The organism is Streptomyces sp. NPDC054770 (assembly GCF_053611985.1).
Genome location: NZ_JBSHBL010000007.1, coordinates 176680 through 191817 on the forward strand (window position 1 = coordinate 176680; position 15138 = coordinate 191817).

Sequence of the window (15138 nt, forward strand, 5' to 3'; positions counted from 1 at the left end):
GGTTCCCCGATTCGTCGCGTCCTCTGGTGGTCACCCAGTCAGAGGGCACGACGAACGATCGGGTTCCTTCACTTCTTTGCTGTTTCAAGCCGAATGTGACAAAGGCTCGGATAAGTGCCGTATGTGATGAGGGTGTTACGCCCCGAAGGCCTTGTCCTTCCCCTTCACCGGCTTGACGCCGGCCCATAGGTGGGCCGGAACGAGGTCGATGGCCGGCTCGCTGTACCCGACGGAAACGATCCTGTCGCCGTCGTAGGTGAAAGTCGTCAGGGAGGCGAGGGTGCACTGCCGCTTGCGCGGGTCGTGCCACAGCCTGCGCTTCTCGACGTACGACCGCAGGATCCAGATCGGCAGCTGATGGCTGACCAGCACCGCCTCGTGCCCGCGCGCCCGGTCCCTGGCCGAGTCGAGCGCGCCCTTCATCCGGACGACCTGGTCGACGTACGGCTCGCCCCAGGACGGCCGGAACGGGTTGACGAGGTACTTCCAGTTGGCCGGGTTCTTCAGTGCCCCGTCGCCGACCCCGAAGGTCTTGCCCTGGAAGATGTTCTCGGCCTCGATGAGCCGCTCGTCGGTGCCGAGGTCGAGCCCGTGCGCCTTGGCGATCGGGGTCGCGGTCTCCTGCGCGCGCTCCAGCGGGGAGGCGGCGACGTGGGTGACGTCCCGGCCGGCGAGGTGCTCGGCGACCCGGTCGGCCATCTGCCGGCCGAGCTCGGAGAGGTGGTAGCCGGGAAGCCTCCCGTACAGCACCCCGTCCGGGTTGGCCACTTCCCCGTGCCGCATCACATGGACGACGGTGATGTCCTGCTGCTCGCTCTGCTCGCTCATTCTGCCGTGGCCTCCGCGGCCGCTCGGGCCGCCGCCGGGAGGGCGTCGGCGATCTTCTGGACGGCACGCTCGTCATGGGCCGTGGAGACGAACCAGGACTCGAAGGACGACGGCGGCAGGTAGACGCCATCGGAGAGGAGGGAGTGGAAGAAGGCGGTGAACCGGAACGACTCCTGGCCCCGCGCGTCCTCGTAGTTCCGCACCGGGCGGTTGGTGAAGAAGACGGAGAACATGTTGGAGGCGGTCTGCACCTGGTGCGCGACGCCCTCCTTGCCCAGCGCCTCGCTGACGAGCCCCTGGATCTGTGCGGAGACGGCGTTGACCTTGTCGTACGCCGCGTCGTCGAGCAGCCGCAGCTGGGCGAGTCCGGCGGCGGTGGCGACGGGGTTCCCGGAGAGGGTGCCGGCCTGGTAGACGGGCCCGGCCGGGGCGAGGTGCGCCATGACGTCCTCGCGGCCGCCGAAGGCCGCGGCCGGGAAGCCGCCCCCCATGACCTTCCCGAAGGTCATCAGGTCGGGCACCACGCCGTCGATCCCGAACCACCCGGCGCGGCTGGTCCGGAACCCGGTCATGACCTCGTCGGAGATGTACAGGGCGCCGTTCTCGCGGCAGGCGTTCTTCAGCCCCTGGTTGAACCCGGGCGCGGGCGGCACGACGCCCATGTTGCCCGGCGATGCCTCGGTGATGACGCAGGCGATCTCCCCGGGATGCCGGTGGAAAGCCTCCTGCACCGCCTCCAGATCGTTGTACGGCAGCACGATGGTGTCGCCGGCCTGGGCGCCGGTGACACCGGGGGTGTCGGGCAGCGCGAAGGTGGCGACGCCGGACCCGGCGGCGGCCAGGAGGCTGTCGACGTGCCCGTGATAGCACCCGGCGAACTTGATCACCTTGGTGCGCCGGGTGAACCCGCGGGCGAGCCGGATGGCGGACATGGTCGCCTCCGTCCCGCTGCTGACGAGCCGCACCTGCTCCAGGGGCTCGATCCGGGCGACCATCTCCTCCGCGAGGGCGACCTCGCCCTCACCGGGCGTACCGAAGGAGGTACCGCGGGCGACGGCTTCCTGGACGGCGGCGATGACCTCGGGGCGCGAGTGCCCGAGGATCATCGGCCCCCAGGAGCACACGAGGTCGACGTACTCACGGCCGTCGGCGTCCGTCAGGTAGGGCCCCTTGCCGGAGACCATGAAACGGGGGGTGCCGCCGACGGCACGGAAGGCGCGCACCGGGGAGTTCACGCCGCCGGGCGTGACGACGGAGGCGCGGTCGAAGAGCGCCTGTGAGACGGGCGCGTCGTAGGGATAGGGCGTTTCGCTCTGGGCACTCATGACGTGCGACTTCTCCGACTTCTCGGACTCCGGATGCTTGGTGACCTCCTCAGGGTAGGCGGAAGAGGGTGGTCTCCTCGTAGCGGAGGGCGGCGGTCCCCGCACCGGGCCCGGGGCATCTGCGAGACTGTGACCCGATACACCCAGCTCATCCGGCACGCAGGCGGCCGGAGGCTGTAAAGATCCTGCGGACTGATGTTTCGACGCACGTTTCGGCGGGCGGCCGTGGGGGAGGTCACTGACACGATGATCGGGTTGCGCGGCGGGGGCCACGCGTCCTAGAAAAGCAGTCGGGTGGAGATATGCATCGCGGTGGCGGACTGGGCGAGGGGACCGATGACCTGGGTCCTCGACGAGCCCATCGGGGAAGGCACCGGCGCGACGCGGAGGAATCTGCCGAAGCAGCACGTCATGAACAGGGCGTACCGAGTGAGTCGGAGCGGCGCGACCGACGTATCGATCAGCGGGACCGCGATCAGAGGGATCGGGACCAGCGGAGCGATCGGCGGATCGACCGTGTTCAGACCGGGAGCAGGAATGGTGGTCGGGTGGGGGTGACGTACAAATACTTCGGCGCACCGGACGGCGCGACCGCGGCCCGTGTCCCGATCTCGATGCGTCCCGAGGAACTCGGCGGCGACGAGCTCGGCATGAACGGCATGTTCACGAAGATCAAGCCGGAGACGATGGCCGCGATGGTCCTGACGGGCATCGAAGGCGTACCGCTGCACAAGGTGCCGCCGCTGGAGCTGGTGGTGCTGCACCCCGACTACGCGGTCGTGAAACTCCCCATGACGGTGGTCGACCCACTCCGCGGCATCGGCGAGGAAGCGGTGGGCGCGGCGGCCTTCATCTGGTCGACGGTCCCGGACCGGGGCGGCCCGAGGGACGCGTTCAACGTGTACCAGCTGCTGCACGAGTGGCAGGACTTCTCGCACCGGCTGCATGAGGCGGGGCATCAGCCTTATTGCCTTGTGTGGCCCTGAGCAGGAGCTTTATGCGGATCGGGCGGGGTCTTCGGGCCTCGCCCTTTTTGGTGCCGCCGTCTGCCGCTTCAGCTTCCGTCTCCGCGAAGGCGTCGTCGGTCGCCTCGCTGGACGGCAGCGGGTGCGTGTACGTCCGCAGCGTGAATCCCGGGTCCGAGTGGCCGAGCTGCCCACCGGAGTCACGCGGCCGCGTCCAGAGTGATCGCATCGCCCACCCGGACCGTTCCCGCTTCCAGCACGTCCAGGTACACGCCGAGGCACGAGAGCCGGCCCAGGTCGAACACGGGTACGCGGTGATCGCGGGCAACCGCTCGCATGATGCCGGGATCTGCCGGCAATTCGTCATGGCCGAGCGTGGGGACCACACAACGGGGAGTGGGCACCAGGACCCTGAACAACGCCTCCCCCACGCGCAGTCGTGATCCCAGCCAGGCATCCTCAGGGAAACCGGGCCCGCCATCGGTGTCCACGACGAGGTTCGGCCGGAAGCGGCGAGCGTCGAAGTCCCCGGCGGGATACACCCCGCGCATCCGGGCCAGGGACGCCGTGGTGACGAGATGGACCCGGCCGAAGTCGAAGAAGGTCCCCGGGGCGACACCGCCGGTCGTGATGCTCGCCCCGGTCTCATCGACGGCCGCCGTCTCCCGCACCGAGTCCGGTACCCCGCCCTCGTACTCGGGCACGGCCCGCTCCAGCCTGCTGTGCTCCGGTACGGCGGCCGAGAGGAACACCGGCCGGCCCAGCAACTCGGACAGCCGCGCGTCCAGTCCGGGATCCTCCACCGGCAGAGCCGTGCCGTCCGGCAGCACGACCCGGACCGTGCCGGACTCGTCCAGGCGGCTGCGGCAGCGCAACAGCGCCCCCCACTTGCGCGGGTGCTTGGCACTGCCCACCGCGCCCGTCTCGTCGAGAACGGCGTAGACCCTGTCCCCCGGGAATCCGCCTTCCGTGACCGCCACGGCGATCACGGCCTCGCCCAGCATCGACTTCACCGGATACCGGTACAACGCTGCCACAGTCCCCATGGCTGAAGTATCGGTGGAGACGGGCCGGTGACGGGCACGTCAGTGCGATGTCAGAGGGTGCGCAGTTCCTCGCAGAACCCACCGAACTCCGGTGGGACGCCGGATCGGTCCACTCGCACGTCCTGCGGACCGAGGATGCCGTCCGGCACCGGTGGCTGAAGAAGTCAGTCCGGGGGTGTGGCGATGAGCAGGCGAATACCGTCGATCAGCGCCTGCGCCTGCCCATCGGGCCAGTCCGCGATCAGGGCCGCGAGGTGCTGGGTCAGCGCGTCGCGGAGGCCGGTGACCGCGGCGCGGCCCTCGGGCGTCAATGCGAGCAGGGTGGCCCGGCCGTCGCGGGGGTCGGGACTGCGCTCAAGCAGGCCCGCGCTTTCGAGTCGGTCGGCATAGCGACTTGCGCCGGATCGGTCGATACCGACCTCGTCGGCGAGCCGCGCCGCCGATTGCGGTCCGAGCCGAGCCAGCCCACTCAGTACCGGGTAGGTCTGACGATCGACACCGGTCGGCGCCGAGTCGAGGATCGCGTCGTAGAGCGCGGTCCGGTTGCGCCGCAGCAGCAACTGTCCCAGCGCTTGCTCCAGGTCACGTGCCAATTCCCTGTTCGCCATCCGCCCATGATACGTGCGAACCGCACGGAATGGGCGTACGGTGACTGCGTGCAAGTCGCACGGACTTGGCGAGGAGATCTCATGGCTGTCGGCCACATGCAGACCCCGCGCATCATCGGTCAGCCGGACGATGCCGCGATCGACATCGCGCGCTCCTGCCATCCGTCCTACGTTCAGGTCACGGACGGCGATGTCAGCACGCGGCGGACCGACGGGGCGCGGTGATGACCGAGAGGCGTCGCAGCGCGCTGATCGGACCGGTGCTGGTGCTGGCCACGCTGGTCTCGAGCATCATCAGCTCGTTCGGTGCTCCGCTGATCCCCACGGTCGCTCGCGATTTTCATGAGTCGCTGAGCACGGCGCAGTGGTCGCTGACCGTGGCGCTGCTGGTCGGCGCGGTGAGTTCCCCGGTCCTGGGCCGGCTCGGCGACGGCCCGCGACGGCGAGTGACGTTGCTCGGCGGCCTGGCCGTGGTCATGGCGGGCGGTGTCGTGGCTGCGTCGGCAGGCGGCATGGGGGTGTTGCTCGTCGGCCGCGGATTACAAGGCGTCGGGCTCGGGCTGGCGCCGTTGGCGATGGCCACTGCTCGGGACGCACTGCCTCCGGCCGAGGTGGCGCCGATGATCGCGCTGTTGTCGGTGTCGGCGGGGGCCGGCCTCGGTGCCGGTTACCCGATCAGCGGGTGGATCGCCGGGGCGTGGGGACTGGCGGGTGCGTACTGGTTCGGCGCGATCGTGTCCGGCCTCGCGCTGATCTGTGTCGCCGCGGTCGTACCGACGAGCGCGGGGCGTGGCGCCCCTGACCGGCTCGACCGGGTCGGGGCCGTGCTGCTCGCACTGGCACTGGTCACCGCGCTGGTGGCAGTGGCGGAGGGGACACAGTGGGGTTGGGGTTCGCCAGTGATCATCGGTCTATTGGCGGCCGGGGCAGTGCTCTTCGCGGTCTGGACCGTGCAGCAGCTGCGCGCCGAGAACCCGCTGGTTCAGCTTCGCCTGCTGCGCCATCCGTCCGTCCGCACCGAACACAGCTCCCCTGCTGGAAACCGTCCACCGGCATCAGCCGTACTGCTCGGTACGGCCCTGATCCGGGGTTTCACCGGTAGCGGGCGGGGTCTTCGGGGCTCGCCCTCTTTCGCGCGGGCCTGCCGCGGAACTTGATGGCGCGGGTGGGTGCCGATTACCTCTGAGGCCGTTGCCTTCGGCAGGATGAGCGCCATGACCGAGATCCGTACGCCCCGCCTTCTCCTCCGTCGCTGGCATGACGACGACCTCGCGCCCATGGCGGACATCAACGCGGACCCTCAGGTCATGCGCTGGATCGACGACGGCTCGGTGCGCGACCTGGACCACACGGCGGAAGCCATCGAGCAGTGGGAGGAGGAGTGGGACGAGGAGGGCTTCGGGCTCTTCGCCGTCGAGCTGCTGGCTTCGGGGGAGCTCGCCGGCTTCACGGGGCTGTCCGTGCCCGAGTTCCTGCCGGAGGTACTGCCCGCCGTGGCGATCAGCTGGCGGCTCGGCTCGCAGTTCTGGGGTCAGGGATACGCGTCCGAAGCCGCCCAGGCCACGCTGGAATTCGCGCTCCAGGACCGCGGCCTCGACCGCGTCATCAGCATCAGCCGTGTGGGCGACGACGCCTCCGAGAACGTCATCCGCAAGCTCGGCATGGTGCCGGAGCGAGAGACGGCGCACCCGGTGTACGGCTATCCGCTGCACGTCCACAGCATCGACCTCACCGAATTCCAGGCGTGAGCCGGCCGAGCCGCCGGTCACCCTGCCGCGTGGTCCCGCGAGTCCACAAGAGCCGCCAGGACGGCCGGTTCCTGGACTTGGCGGTGCATCAGGTCCAGGTCACGGTGCGGGCGGCTCTGCTCGCCGAGCAAGGCGTCGATGCCCCAGCCGCCACCGATCCAGACGTCGGCCCCGGCCGCGCGGAGCACGGCCAGGGTGGACAGGACGTCGTCTGCCGTCATCATCGCCGTGGGCACGCCGGTCGCCGAGTTCAGCCGATGCGGGCCACGCCCGCGTAGATGCCGCTGCCCTCCGGTTCCGGGGCCGGGGTGGTGGTGAACCACTCCGTCGCCGTGACCAGGCCGGGGCGGACGAGGTCCAGGCCGTCGAAGAAGCGTTCCACCTCCGGGCGGGGGCGGAAGGCCAGCCGTATGCCGCCCCTGGCGTACTCGGCGACGACCTGTTCGACGAGTTCCGGGTACAGGTCGGACGCGGCGTGCGAGAGGATCAGGTAGCTGCCCGACGGCAGGGTGTCGACCAGGGCCCGGACGATGTCGTGGGCGCCCTGCTCGTCGCTGATGAAGTGCATCAGCGCGATGAGGGAGAGTGCGACCGGGCGGTCGAAGTCCAGGACGTGGCGGGCGTGCCGGACGATCGCCTCGGGGTCGCGCACGTCGGCCTGGATGTAGTCGGTGACGCCCTCGGGGCGGCTGATCAGCAGCGCCTCGGCATGCCGGAGGACGATCGGGTCGTTGTCGGTGTAGACGACCTTGGCCGACGGCACGAGTTTCTGCACGATCTGGTGGAGGTTCGGCTCGGTGGGGATGCCGGTGCCGATGTCCAGGAACTGGTCGATGCCCTGCTGGGCGAGCCACCCGGCCGCCCGGTGCATGAACTGGCGGTTCTGCCGGGCGGCGTCCTTCGCCTCGGACGGGAGCTTCTCGCCGACCGCCTCGTCGACCGGGTAGTTGTCCTTGCCGCCGAGCAGCCAGTCGTAGACCCGCGCGGGGTGTGCCCTGCTGGTGTCTATCGACGGGGACGGCTGCGGGCTGGTCGTCATGGCAACTCCATAGCGCCGTGAGAGGTCGCGAGAGGTCGTGAGAACTGGTGGCAGATACAGGCGTGGTTCGCGGCGATCGTACTCCGGGGTTTCATCTGCCTTGTGCGCGGGGGGATTTGGGTGGTGGCACGGCGGAAGGGGGCTTCAGAGAGTGAGCAGTTCCTCGTGGAAGCCGCCGAACTTCCGGTCCGGGGTGAGGAGATGGATCTCCAGGATCCAGTGGCAGGTGCGGCCCGCCTTGTCGGTGCGGCGCAGTGGCGTGTCGTTGGCGGGCGTGATGTACGACTCGACGTCCGCGCCGTCGATCTTCTCGTGCGGGAACTCGCCCACCAGATGCCCGGCGTGCCAGCCGCCCAGCTCCCAGCCGGCCTCGGCGGCCAGCCGCTCGACCTCGGCGTACAGTTGCTCCCCGGTGATGCCCGGGTCGGCCTCGAAGAAGCGTCGGCCGGCGGCGAAGACCTTCGGCAGATCGTTCCGGAGCCGGTGCTTGACCGGGTCGTCGCCGAGGACGAAGGTCCGGCCGAAGTCGGCCTCGTACTCCTCGAAGATCGGCCCGAAGTCGGCGAAGACGATGTCGTCCGCGCCGATCGTCCGGTCCGGCGGGTTCTCCTTGTACGGCAGCACGGTGTTCGGGCCGGAGCGCACGATCCGCTTGTGCCAGTGCCGGGTCGTGCCGAACATCTCGTTCGCCAGGTCCCGGATCCGGTCGCTGACCGCCCGCTCCCCCTCGCCGGGCGCGACGAGCCCGCGTTTCTCGATCTCCGCGAACAGCCGTACGGCCTTGTCCTGGGCTTCCAGCAGGCGCGCTGCGCGCTCGGGTTCGTCATCCGCCATGGGCCGAACCTAGCCAGCCCCGGTCGTCCCCGGCAACGGGGTTCCGCAGGGCGGCGGCCAGTCGCAGGCTCTCCTCGACCGCGTGCGGGATGTCGGTGACCGGGAACAGTGTGTGCCGTACGGTCCGTTCGGCATCGACGACCAGGATCAGGCGCTTGTGCCGCAGCCGGCCCGCGCCGCGGAAGACCGGCAGCCGCAGCGCCGCGGCCAGTTGGTGGGCGGCGTCGGAGAGGAGCGGGAACGGGAGCCGCTCGGCGCGGGCGAACTCCTTTTGTTCGTAGGTGAGTTGGGTGCTGATCCCGCGTACGGCCACACCGGCGCGGCGGAAGTCGGGCCAGGCGTCCCGGAAGAGCCGGTTCTCCAGAGTGCAGCCCGCGGCACCGGGGATCGGGCCCCATTCGACACCGGTTCCCGGGTAGGTGAACAGCACGGTGGCGGGGGCGTCCGGTGCGACGACGGGCACCTCGGCACCCTCGACCCCCTCGGCCTCCTCGGCCCCCTCGGCCCCCTCGGCCCCCTCGGCCCCGGGCAGTTCGAGGCCGTCCGGCAGACGGGTGCCGGGCAGGGCGTGGACGCGGGCGTGTTCGGCGCCGTCCGGGTCCGCCGTCGCGGTGAGGGTGCCGTCGCCGAGGACCCACCGGTCGCCCCAGTCCTGCATGGCGACGAGCAGCGGCAGCAGTGCCGTACCGGAGTCGGTGAGCAGGTACTCGTAACGCACCGGGCGCCGCTGGTACAGGCTGCGCCGCAGGACACCCTGGGCGACCAGCCCGCCGAGCCGCTCGGTGAGCACCTTCCTGGACAGGCCGATCTCGGCGGCCAGGGCGTCGAAGCGGACGTGTCCGCGGGCGACCTCCCGCAGCACCAGCACGTTCCACCAGTCCCCCAGGACCAGCGCGGCCCGGGCGACGCCACACGTCTCGTCGGCGTTGTGCATCCTCATGCACCCATAGTAAGTTCCCTTTCGGGACTCACTTTGTTTCGGATTGAAACTTACTGCCCCCGGCGAACAGAGCCGCGGGCCCAGCGTGAGGAGATGCATCGTGACCGCCATCAGCCGCGTCGTCGCACGGGAGATCATCGACAGCCGGGGCAACCCCACCGTCGAGGTGGACGTCGAGCTCAAGGACGGCTCGCTCGGCCGCGCCGCCGTCCCGTCGGGGGCCTCCACCGGCGCCCGGGAGGCCGTGGAGCTCAGGGACGGCGACCCGGCCCGCTTCCACGGCAAGGGGGTGCTGCGCGCGGTCGACGCCGTCAACGAGAGCGTCGCGGACGCCGTCGTCGGTCTCGACGCCGAGGACCAGGCGAGTGTCGACCGTACGATGATCGAACTGGACGGCACCGACACCAAGTCCCGCCTCGGCGCGAACGCCCTGCTCGGCGTCTCCCTGGCCACCGCCAAGGCCGCGGCCGCGGCCCACCGCCTCCCGCTGTACCGCTACGTCGGCGGGGTCGACGCCCGGCTCCTGCCGGTCCCGATGATGAACATCGTCAACGGCGGCGCCCACGCCGACAACCCGCTCGACTTCCAGGAGTTCATGATCGCGCCCATCGGTGCGGCGACCTTCGCCGAGGCCGTCCGGATGGGCTCGGAGGTCTTCCACACCCTGCGCGGCAACCTGCTCGCCGCCGGCCACAGCGTCAACGTCGGCGACGAGGGCGGCTTCGCCCCCGACCTGCGCACCGCGGAGGAGGCCCTGGACTTCGTGGTCCGCGCCGTCGAGCAGACCGGCTACAAGCCGGGCACCGACATCACCCTCGTCATGGACCCGGCCAGCTCGGAGTTCTTCCGCGACGGGGTGTACGACTACACGGGCGAGGGCGTCCGCCGCACCCCCGCCGAACACGCCGAGTACCTGGCCGCCCTCGTCGACCGCTACCCGGTCGCGTCGATCGAGGACCCGATGGCCGAGGACGACCACGACGGCTGGCGCGACCTGACCGCCCGGCTCGGCGACCGCTGCCAGCTCACCGGCGACGACGTCTTCTGCACCAACGAGACCCTGTTGCGGGCCGGCATCCGCGACGGCATCGCCAACTCGATCCTGGTGAAGGTCAACCAGATCGGCACCCTCACCGAGACCCTGGCCACCGTCGCCGCCGCCCACCGCGCCGGCTACACCGTCGTCATGTCCCACCGCTCCGGCGAGACCGAGGACACCACCATCGCCGACCTCGCCGTCGCCACCGGCTGCGGCCAGATCAAGACCGGTTCGCTGTCCCGCGCCGACCGCACCGCCAAGTACAACCAACTCGTCCGGATCGAACAGGACCTGGGCCTCCAGGCCCGCTACGCGGGCGCCGAGGCACTGGGCCTGCGCCGCTGAACGGGGACGACCTCGGGACCCGCTAACTTGGAGAGGCGAAGTCGGTAGAAACACTGACAAACCATCCCTCTTCTCCCGAGGCGGCCGTCATGAGCCTGAGCATCCGCAACCAGATCCCCGGCACCGTCACCGCCGTCACCCCGGGCGAGGTGATGGCGACCGTGAAGGTCCGGCTCGACGGCGGCCAGGAGCTCACCGCCGCGATCACCCTGGAGGCGGTCCGCGAGCTGGGGCTCGCCGAGGGTACGGCCGTACGCGCGATGGTGAAGTCCACCGAGGTCGCGCTCGCCACCGCCCGCGTGCCGGGCGTGTCCATCCGCAACCAGCTGCCCGGCACGGTCAGCGACGTGGCCACCGGCGGCGCGATGGCCACGGTCAAGGTCGCCGTGGACGGAGGTCAGGCCCTCACCGCGGCGATCACCAAGGACGCGGTCGGCGATCTCGGCCTGACGGCCGGGGCGCCGGTGGTGGCGCTGATCAAGGCGACCGAGGTGTCCCTCGCGACCGCGTGACCTCACGCACGTCGTCGCCGAAGGGAGTCCGGGTCACTTCTCGCCGTGCTGCCGGCGGATCCTCGCCGCCACCTCGTTCTCCTCCGTCTCCCACCAGGGGCGAACCTGTTCGGGGGCGGAGGCGGGGGTGGAGGCGGAGCCGGAGGCAGAGGCAGCGGCAACGGCAACGGCAGCGGCAGCGGCAGCGGCAGCGGCCGGGGACGCGACGGGCACCGCGGCGAGCTGCACGTCCAGGTGGCGGTCGAGGGCCGCCGTCTGGGCCCGCTCCGCCCGCGCCCACTGGAACAGGAGCGCCAGCAGGAACGGCAGGGCGACCAGCTCGGCGATGCTCAGCATCGCACCGCCGCCGATCTGCTGGTCGTACTGGACGTCGGGGGCCCAGGACGGGTGGTGGTGCAGGTACCACGCCCCGGCGATCAGCGTGCCGTGCGTCATCACGACGATTCCCGGCACCGCGTCGATCACGCCGTCCAGGAAGACCAGGGCCGCCCGCACCGGATGGGTGCACCAGGCCGGCAGGGTCTCCTCGCGGGTCAGTACCGGTACGACGAAGAGGCTGCCCGCCAGCAGCAGGTGCAGGTACATCAGCTCGTGCAGCCAGCCCACCCGCAGTGCGGTGGCGAAGTACGGGGTGAAGTAGACCGTCAGCTCGGTGGCCAGCACCAGGGCCGTGCTGACCAGGGGAAAGGTCAGGAAGCGGACCAGGCGGCCGGTCATCGCGCGGCGGACCCGCGCCGCCGCGTCGGGCGGCAGCGCCTCCGTCGCCAGCCGCAGCGGGTCGCCCAGGGCCAGGCCGAGCGGGGCCACCAGGTCGAGCAGGATGTTCTGTACGGCCGCGGGCCAGAACAGCACGTGGTCGTAGACGGCCAGGCCCGACATCGTCGCGACGACCAGGGTGCCCAGGCCCAGCACCGCGAAGACGGCCGTCCGGGCCGGTGACCAGGACCCGCCCCCGGCGCGCACCCGCCGCACGCCCCAGCCGTACAGCGCGCCCAGGGCCAGGACCAGCAGCAGCGCCGGCACATCCGGCTGCCACGACGTCAGCAGCCGGCCCACGGTCAGTTCGGCCATCCGGCTCACCCTCCTTCGGTCGGGGACGAAACGGGTCAGGTCAGGTCCACTGCGCGACGCTATACCCGACCTGTCCCGGCCCGGCATCGGGGCTCGGGCAGAATCGGCGGGATCGCCGACCGGTGATCGGCACGGTTCGCAAGGCTGGGGGATTCATGTTCGGAAAGCGGCTCATAGTGAGCGGAGCGATCGCGATTCTGATCGGCACGCTCGGCGCGTGCTCCGGGGGCGGGAACGGGAACGGCTCCGGGGGCGGGAACGGGAGCAGTTCCGGCAGCACCGCCTCCGGCCATGACGACACCGTCCGCGGTCTCAAGGACTCCGTCCGACACATCACCGCGAAGACCATCCCGACCACCCGGCCCCGCCTGGTCAGGAAGTGCTCCACCACGACGCACCGGGTCCGGCACACCTCCCGCAGCGGGACCGGCAGCAGACGCACGACCCGCACCTGGTACACCACCGAGCGGTACCGCTCCTGCACCAAGGTCCGCAGCGGCACCGAGACCTACCGGAAGACCGTCCGCACCGAGAAGTGGTGTGTGGAGCTGGACGACGTGAACGGCGACAAGCGGCGGGACGACGTCTGGTACCAGGTGACCAGTTCGGTCTACGGCGACGCCCGGACCGCGCACGACCACGCCCGGCTGGAATTCGACCCGACCGCCGAGGGCTGCTGACACGCCCGCCCGCCCCCTCGTCACAGTTCTGTGCCGGGCCGCGGTGATCCTTGTTCGCTTTCGTTCGACCGTGCTTAAGGTGACCAACGCGGTCTGCGGATCTTGACCACCTCCGCCGCCGCACGGGCTGGATCAGGACACAGAGCACATGGCTCAGAGCACATGGCTCAGAGCACAGGGGACACGGGGGCTTTTCATCATGGGGGAACGATTCGTCATGCCTCGGCGCATGGGGACGCGGCCCGTCGCCGCGTTCCTGGCGGCCGTCGGGATCGTCGCCGGGGTGCTGATCGGCAGGCCGGGGCTGGAGTCGGTGGCGGGGTGCGGGACCTCGGGGGACCTGTATCCGTCGCAGACCGCGAAGGACTGGGTGTCGTACGCCGATCACGTCGTCGTCGCCAGTCCGACCGCGGAGCGGGAGACGAACCGGCGGACCTACGCCAAGGGGCCCGTGGCGTACGCGATGGACCGGCTGGTGACCTTCCGGACCGACAGCAGGCTGTGGTCGCGCGCCTCGCCCCGGCAGTCCCTCGGCGCCACCTTCGACATGGTCGCCCCCGGCTGGGAGGTCTACCGGTCCAGCGGCACCCGCGTCGCCGAGATGGCCACCGACGCGCCCCGTCTCGAGGTGGGCCACACCTATCTGCTCGCCCTGCGCCGGCACGAGGGCGGCTGGGCGGTCCTCGGCGAGGGCGCGGCCGTGCCCTTCGACGACCACACCGCCGACCAGGGCGAGTGGTGCGGACGCGTGCTGAGCAAGGAGGACGTCGCCGAGGGCGAACGCTTCTCCCGGCATGCCGACCACAGCCTGGAGAAGGCGCTGCTGGGGCAGGACGAGCAGGCTGTCAGGAGCGCCCTGGCCCGCGCGGGCCGCGGCTGATCCCGGCCGCGCGTGCCGTGGCCGAACTCGCCCTGCCCGCTGGCCTCCTGAGCGGTACGGGCCCGCGCGGCGCTGGTCCCGCCCGACCCTCCAGTACACAGCCACCCACATCTCCCCCACCGAAATGGCATGAACAGTTCACCTGCGCTCCATGTTCGACGCGTTGGTGCGCAAGGAACCGGCCATTGACTCTCGGGCGCGGCACCCCGATTCGGAGCCGCGTGGGGAGAATCGCTTCGTATAGGGGGGCACAGTGGTGTCCGCGCTCAAGGATTCCGCCGGGGCGGAATCCGAAAGACCCGTGCCCAGGCGGCCGTCGCCCGCTCGCGGGCTCGGGGACCGGATCTTCCGGGTCCAGTTGACGGCCTCCGGGGTCATCGTCCTCGCCATCATGGCCGCCGTAGGGCTGTTCCTGCTGCTCCGGGCCGGACAGGCGCTGCGGACCAGAGGGGTCTGGGACTTCCTCACCACCGCCCAGTGGCAGCCGGACGTGCACCGCTTCGGCATCGCGGCCGTGCTCACCGGCACCCTGCTCATCGCCGCCGTGGCCGTCACGATCAGCGTGCCGCTGGCCCTCGGGACCGCCCTGTTCATCTCGGACGTCGCACCCCGCCCGCTGCGCCGCACCCTCGTCTCCATGGTCGACCTGATGGCCGCCGTGCCGTCCGTGGTCTACGGCCTGTGGGGGCTCTTCTTCCTCCAGCAGCACGTCATCGGAGTGTCCCGGTGGCTGTCGGACTGGTTCGGCTGGATCCCCTTCCTGCACGTCGACGGCACCCAGCCGGGCGAACCCCTCGCCTCCCAGAGCGTCTACACCGCCTCCACCTTCGTCGCCGGCATCGTCGTCGCGCTGATGGTGGCGCCGATCCAGTGCTCGGTGATGCGCGAGGTGTTCGCGCAGGCGCCGGCCGGTGAACGGGAGGGCGCCTACGCGCTCGGCGCCACCCGCTGGGGCATGATCCGCGCGGTCGTTCTCCCGTACGGCATGGGCGGGATCATCGGCGGCACCATGCTGGGCCTGGGCCGGGCGCTCGGCGAGACCATCGCGGTCTACCTGATCATCTCCCCGGTCTTCACCATCCAGCCGCACATCCTGCAGACCGGCTCGAACTCCGTCTCCTCCCTCATCGCCCTGCATTACGGCGATGCCTCCACGTTCGGCATGTCGGCGCTGATGGCCGCGGGCCTCGCGCTGTTCCTGCTCACCCTGGCGGTCAACTTCACCGCCTCCTCGATCGTGGCTCGGTCACGGTCCGGCGCACAGAGCGAGGCGTGACG

17 protein-coding genes and 2 pseudogenes are annotated in these 15138 nt (G+C 70.6%); 9 read left to right on the plus strand and 10 right to left on the minus strand.

Annotated features, from left to right (window positions below; genetic code table 11):
• Positions 1-135: 135 nt before the first annotated feature.
• Complete coding sequence (locus ACWGKQ_RS09810) at positions 136-828, minus strand: histidine phosphatase family protein (RefSeq protein ID WP_453291356.1); 693 nt, start codon at positions 826-828, stop codon at positions 136-138.
• Positions 825-2153 (minus strand): glutamate-1-semialdehyde 2,1-aminomutase, encoded by a 1329-nt coding sequence (gene hemL / locus ACWGKQ_RS09815; RefSeq protein ID WP_453291357.1) that lies wholly within the window; start codon positions 2151-2153, stop codon positions 825-827. Before hemL ends, ACWGKQ_RS09810 begins: the two co-directional genes overlap by 4 nt.
• A gap of 302 nt (positions 2154-2455) precedes the next feature.
• Between hemL and ACWGKQ_RS09820 the strand changes: the two genes are divergently transcribed.
• On the plus strand, positions 2456-3139 hold the full coding sequence (locus tag ACWGKQ_RS09820) for a hypothetical protein (RefSeq protein ID WP_453291358.1): 684 nt from the start codon (positions 2456-2458) through the stop codon (positions 3137-3139).
• A 52-nt stretch (positions 3140-3191) separates the two neighbouring features.
• On the opposite strand, the pseudogene ACWGKQ_RS09825 reads toward ACWGKQ_RS09820, so the two are convergent.
• The 3 genes and pseudogenes from ACWGKQ_RS09825 to ACWGKQ_RS09835 all read right to left on the minus strand — a co-directional run.
• A pseudogene (locus ACWGKQ_RS09825) lies at positions 3192-3305 on the minus strand (integrase); the annotation flags it as partial.
• 13 nt (positions 3306-3318) lie between these two features.
• A complete protein-coding gene (locus ACWGKQ_RS09830) occupies positions 3319-4164 on the minus strand; it encodes an MOSC domain-containing protein (RefSeq protein ID WP_453291359.1) in 846 nt (281 codons plus the stop codon).
• Between the two features lie 164 nt (positions 4165-4328).
• Positions 4329-4772, minus strand: coding sequence for a MarR family winged helix-turn-helix transcriptional regulator (locus tag ACWGKQ_RS09835; RefSeq protein WP_453291360.1), 444 nt, complete (start codon positions 4770-4772; stop codon positions 4329-4331).
• 81 nt (positions 4773-4853) lie between these two features.
• Between ACWGKQ_RS09835 and ACWGKQ_RS09840 the strand changes: the two genes are divergently transcribed.
• The 3 genes from ACWGKQ_RS09840 to ACWGKQ_RS09850 are packed head-to-tail and all read left to right on the plus strand — an operon-like array spanning position 4854 to position 6520.
• Positions 4854-4997, plus strand: coding sequence for a hypothetical protein (locus tag ACWGKQ_RS09840; protein ID WP_453291361.1), 144 nt, complete (start codon positions 4854-4856; stop codon positions 4995-4997).
• Positions 4997-5929: an MFS transporter gene (locus tag ACWGKQ_RS09845; protein WP_453291397.1), complete on the plus strand. Its 933-nt coding sequence runs from the start codon at positions 4997-4999 to the stop codon at positions 5927-5929. Before ACWGKQ_RS09840 ends, ACWGKQ_RS09845 begins: the two co-directional genes overlap by 1 nt.
• Before the next feature lie 57 nt (positions 5930-5986).
• A complete protein-coding gene (locus tag ACWGKQ_RS09850) occupies positions 5987-6520 on the plus strand; it encodes a GNAT family N-acetyltransferase (protein WP_453291362.1) in 534 nt (177 codons plus the stop codon).
• 47 nt (positions 6521-6567) lie between these two features.
• Here ACWGKQ_RS09850 and ACWGKQ_RS09855 read toward each other — a convergent pair.
• The 4 genes and pseudogenes from ACWGKQ_RS09855 to ACWGKQ_RS09870 all read right to left on the minus strand — a co-directional run.
• Positions 6568-6741: pseudogene (locus tag ACWGKQ_RS09855) on the minus strand (nucleotidyltransferase domain-containing protein); the annotation flags it as partial.
• Positions 6742-6770: 29 nt separating this feature from the next.
• The gene (locus ACWGKQ_RS09860; RefSeq protein WP_453291363.1) at positions 6771-7559 is read right to left on the minus strand and encodes an SAM-dependent methyltransferase; all 789 of its coding nucleotides are present in this window, start codon (positions 7557-7559) and stop codon (positions 6771-6773) included.
• 144 nt (positions 7560-7703) lie between these two features.
• The gene (locus ACWGKQ_RS09865) at positions 7704-8393 is read right to left on the minus strand and encodes a M24 family metallopeptidase (protein WP_453291364.1); all 690 of its coding nucleotides are present in this window, start codon (positions 8391-8393) and stop codon (positions 7704-7706) included.
• Positions 8383-9333, minus strand: coding sequence for a winged helix-turn-helix transcriptional regulator (locus ACWGKQ_RS09870; RefSeq protein WP_453291365.1), 951 nt, complete (start codon positions 9331-9333; stop codon positions 8383-8385). The genes ACWGKQ_RS09865 and ACWGKQ_RS09870 overlap by 11 nt, the downstream gene beginning before the upstream one ends.
• A gap of 100 nt (positions 9334-9433) precedes the next feature.
• On the opposite strand from ACWGKQ_RS09870, the gene eno reads away from it, so the two are divergent.
• Together eno and ACWGKQ_RS09880 are read left to right on the plus strand one after the other, a co-directional pair.
• A complete protein-coding gene (eno, locus tag ACWGKQ_RS09875; RefSeq protein WP_453291366.1) occupies positions 9434-10717 on the plus strand; it encodes a phosphopyruvate hydratase in 1284 nt (427 codons plus the stop codon).
• 89 nt (positions 10718-10806) lie between these two features.
• Positions 10807-11229: a TOBE domain-containing protein gene (locus ACWGKQ_RS09880; protein WP_453291367.1), complete on the plus strand. Its 423-nt coding sequence runs from the start codon at positions 10807-10809 to the stop codon at positions 11227-11229.
• A 33-nt stretch (positions 11230-11262) separates the two neighbouring features.
• Here ACWGKQ_RS09880 and ACWGKQ_RS09885 read toward each other — a convergent pair whose 3' ends face one another.
• The gene (locus ACWGKQ_RS09885) at positions 11263-12300 is read right to left on the minus strand and encodes a cytochrome c oxidase assembly protein (RefSeq protein WP_453291368.1); all 1038 of its coding nucleotides are present in this window, start codon (positions 12298-12300) and stop codon (positions 11263-11265) included.
• 155 nt (positions 12301-12455) lie between these two features.
• On the opposite strand from ACWGKQ_RS09885, the gene ACWGKQ_RS09890 reads away from it, so the two are divergent.
• The 3 genes from ACWGKQ_RS09890 to pstC all read left to right on the plus strand — a co-directional run bounded on the left by ACWGKQ_RS09890 (position 12456) and on the right by pstC (position 15136).
• Entirely contained in the window at positions 12456-12980 is a 525-nt protein-coding gene (locus ACWGKQ_RS09890) for a hypothetical protein (protein WP_453291369.1), read from the plus strand.
• 229 nt (positions 12981-13209) lie between these two features.
• Positions 13210-13860 (plus strand): hypothetical protein, encoded by a 651-nt coding sequence (locus ACWGKQ_RS09895; RefSeq protein ID WP_453291370.1) that lies wholly within the window; start codon positions 13210-13212, stop codon positions 13858-13860.
• A 301-nt stretch (positions 13861-14161) separates the two neighbouring features.
• Complete coding sequence (gene pstC / locus ACWGKQ_RS09900) at positions 14162-15136, plus strand: phosphate ABC transporter permease subunit PstC (protein WP_453291371.1); 975 nt, start codon at positions 14162-14164, stop codon at positions 15134-15136.
• Positions 15137-15138: the final 2 nt, after the last annotated feature.